Annotated in this window: 4 protein-coding genes; all 4 read left to right on the forward strand. The window is 77.7% G+C overall.

Features of this window, described 5'->3' with window-relative positions; translation table 11 throughout:
• Positions 1–495 (forward strand): sugar phosphate nucleotidyltransferase (locus tag ABEB16_RS19690; protein ID WP_345713899.1); only part of this gene is annotated, 495 nt, incomplete at its 5' end.
• 7 nt (positions 496–502) lie between these two features.
• Positions 503–1,777, forward strand: a complete 1,275-nt coding sequence (gene glp / locus ABEB16_RS19695; protein WP_425560266.1) for a molybdotransferase-like divisome protein Glp — start codon at positions 503–505, stop codon at positions 1,775–1,777.
• Positions 1,774–2,292: a cyclic pyranopterin monophosphate synthase MoaC gene (gene moaC, locus ABEB16_RS19700; protein WP_345713900.1), complete on the forward strand. Its 519-nt coding sequence runs from the start codon at positions 1,774–1,776 to the stop codon at positions 2,290–2,292. Before glp ends, moaC begins: the two co-directional genes overlap by 4 nt.
• Positions 2,282–2,784 (forward strand): MogA/MoaB family molybdenum cofactor biosynthesis protein (locus ABEB16_RS19705; RefSeq protein WP_345713901.1); only part of this gene is annotated, 503 nt, incomplete at its 3' end. The genes moaC and ABEB16_RS19705, both read left to right, overlap by 11 nt.

Consider the following 2,784-nt stretch of genomic DNA (forward strand, 5'->3'; position numbering starts at 1 on the left):
GACGCCCGCGACCCCCTGCTGGAGCGGATGATCGAGGTCCGCGAGCGCCTGGGCGGCAGCGTCGTGGCCTTCATGGAGGTCCCCGCCGACCAGATCCACCTCTACGGCTGCGCGATGGCCGAGCCCACCGACACCGAGGACGTCGTGCGCGTCACCGGCCTGGTGGAGAAGCCCAAGCGCGAGGAGGCCCCGAGCAACCTCGCCATCATCGGCCGCTACCTGCTCGACCCGGCCGTCTTCCCCGTGCTGCACGAGACGCCGCCGGGCAAGGGCGGGGAGATCCAGCTCACCGACGCCCTGCAGACGCTCGCCGTCTCGGGCGCGCCCGGCGGGGGCGTGCACGGCGTGGTGTTCCGCGGCCGCCGCTACGACACCGGCGACAAGCTCGACTACATCAAGGCCGTCGTGCGCCTGGCCAGCGAGCGCGAGGACATCGGCCCGGACCTGCGCGCCTGGCTCGCGGAGTTCGTCGCCTCCGGCGGCGAGCGGGGGTGATCCCGCGGTGACCGCCCCCTCCCCGGTGCGCCCGGCGCACGGGCCCGCCCAGCTCGTCGCGGTGGACGCCCACCGGCGCGCGTGCCTGGACCTCGTGCGGCCGCTCGCGCCGCTCGAGACCTCCCTTCTGGAGGCGCTGGGCTGCGTCCTGGCGGAGGACGTCGTCGCGCCCTGGCCGCTGCCGGCGTTCGACAACTCGGCGATGGACGGCTACGCGGTGCGCCTGGTGGACGTGGCGGGCGCCACGCCGCAGGCGCCCGTGCGGCTGCCGGTGGTGGCCGACCTGGCCGCCGGCAGCGGGGAGGCGCTGCGGCTGACGGCGGGCACGGCGGTGCGGATCATGACCGGGGCGCCGGTGCCGCGCGGCACCGGCGCCGTGGTGCCGGTGGAGTGGACCGACGGGGGCGTGGTGGGTGTCGAGGTGCGCCACGCCCCCACCGAGGGGCAGCACGTGCGCCGCGCCGGGGAGGACGTCGGCGCGGGCGTGGTGGTCGTGGAGGCCGGCACCCGGCTGGAGCCGCGGCACGTGGCGGTGCTGGCCGCGGTGGGGCGGGCGCGCGTGCGCATCCGCCCCCGCCCGCGCGTCGTGGTGGTCTCCACCGGCAGCGAGGTCGTCGAGCCCGGTGCCGCGCTCGCCCCCGGGCAGCTGCACGACGCCAACGGTTTCGCCCTGACGGCAGCGGCCCTGGACGTGGGCGCGCAGGCGTACCGGGTGGGCGTGGTGCGCGACGAGGCGGGGGAGCTGCAGCGGACCCTGGAGGACCAGCTCGTGCGCGCCGACGTGCTCGTCACCTCCGGCGGGGTCAGCGCCGGGGCGTACGACGTCGTCCGGGAGGTGCTGGCCCGCACCGGGACGGTGACCTTCCGCGGTGTCGCGATGCAGCCGGGGATGCCGCAGGGCGCGGGCACCCTCGGGGAGGGCGCCACCCCGGTCTTCACGCTGCCGGGCAACCCGGTGAGCGCCTTCGTCTCCTTCGAGGTGTTCGTGCGCCCCGCGCTGCGCCGGATGCTGGGGGAGGAGGGCCCCGACCCGCAGCGGCCGCGGGTGCGGGCGGTGGCGACGGCCGGCTGGCGCTCCCCGGCGGGCAAGGAGCAGTACGTGCGGGGCCGCTGGTGGCGCGAGGCGGACGGGCTGCGGGTGGAGCCGGTGAGCGGGCCCGGTTCCCACCTGGTGACCGCCCTGGCCCGCACCACCTGCCTCGTCGTCGTGCCGCCGCACGTCACCGCGGTGGCCGCCGGCGACGAGGTGGACTGCGTGCTGCTCGGGGCGGGGCCGGCGTGAGCGCTGCGGGGGCGGGCACCGGGGAGGGCGCCGGGCGGTTGCCGCACCTGGACGCCGCCGGGCGCGCGCACGTCGTGGACGTCTCCGCCAAGCCGGTGACGGTGCGCGAGGCGCGGGCGGAGGGCCGGGTGCTGTGCTCGCCGCAGGTGCTGGGGATGCTCACCGCCGGCGGTCTGCCCAAGGGCGACGCCCTGGCCGTGGCGCGCATCGCGGGCCTGCAGGCGGCCAAGCGGACCCCCGACCTGGTGCCCCTGGCGCACCCGGTCGCGGTGCACGGGGTGGCGGTCGACCTCGACGTGGAGGCGGACGGGGTGCGGATCGCGTCGGCGGTGCGCACCGCGGACCGCACCGGGGTGGAGATGGAGGCGCTGACGTGCGTGGTGGTGGCCGCGCTGGCGTTCGTGGACATGGTCAAGGCGGTCGACCGGCACGCGCGCATCACCGACGTGCGCGTCGTGGCCAAGAGCGGGGGGAGGTCCGGTGACTGGGTCGCCGAGGACGCCGGTGGGCGCTGAGGGCGGCGGGCGCCGCAGCGCGCTCGTCGTGACGATCTCCAACCGGGCCTCGGCCGGGGTCTACGAGGACGGCTCGGGCCCGCTCGTCGTCGCGGGCCTGGAGGCGGCCGGGTTCGACGTGGACGGCCCGCAGGTCGTCCCGGACGGCGAGATCGTCGAGGAGGTGCTGCGCACGGCCGTGGCGGCGGGCTACGACGTCGTCGTCACCAACGGCGGCACGGGCCTGACACCGCTGGACCTCACCCCGGAGATGACCCGCCGCGTCCTCGACGTCGAGGTGCCGGGCGTGCAGGAGGCGCTGCGGGCGGCGGGCACCGCCAAGGGCGTGGCGACGGCCGCGCTGTCCCGCGGGCTGGCGGGGGTGGCGGGGCGGACGTTCGTCGTGAACCTGCCCGGTTCCCCGGGCGGGGCGCGCGACGGGGTGGAGGTCCTGGCCGGGCTGCTGCCGCACGCGGTGGAGCAGCTGCACGGCGGGGACCACGCCCGGCGCGG

The organism is Kineococcus glutinatus (assembly GCF_039542765.1).
Classification (GTDB): domain Bacteria; phylum Actinomycetota; class Actinomycetes; order Actinomycetales; family Kineococcaceae; genus Kineococcus_A; species Kineococcus_A glutinatus.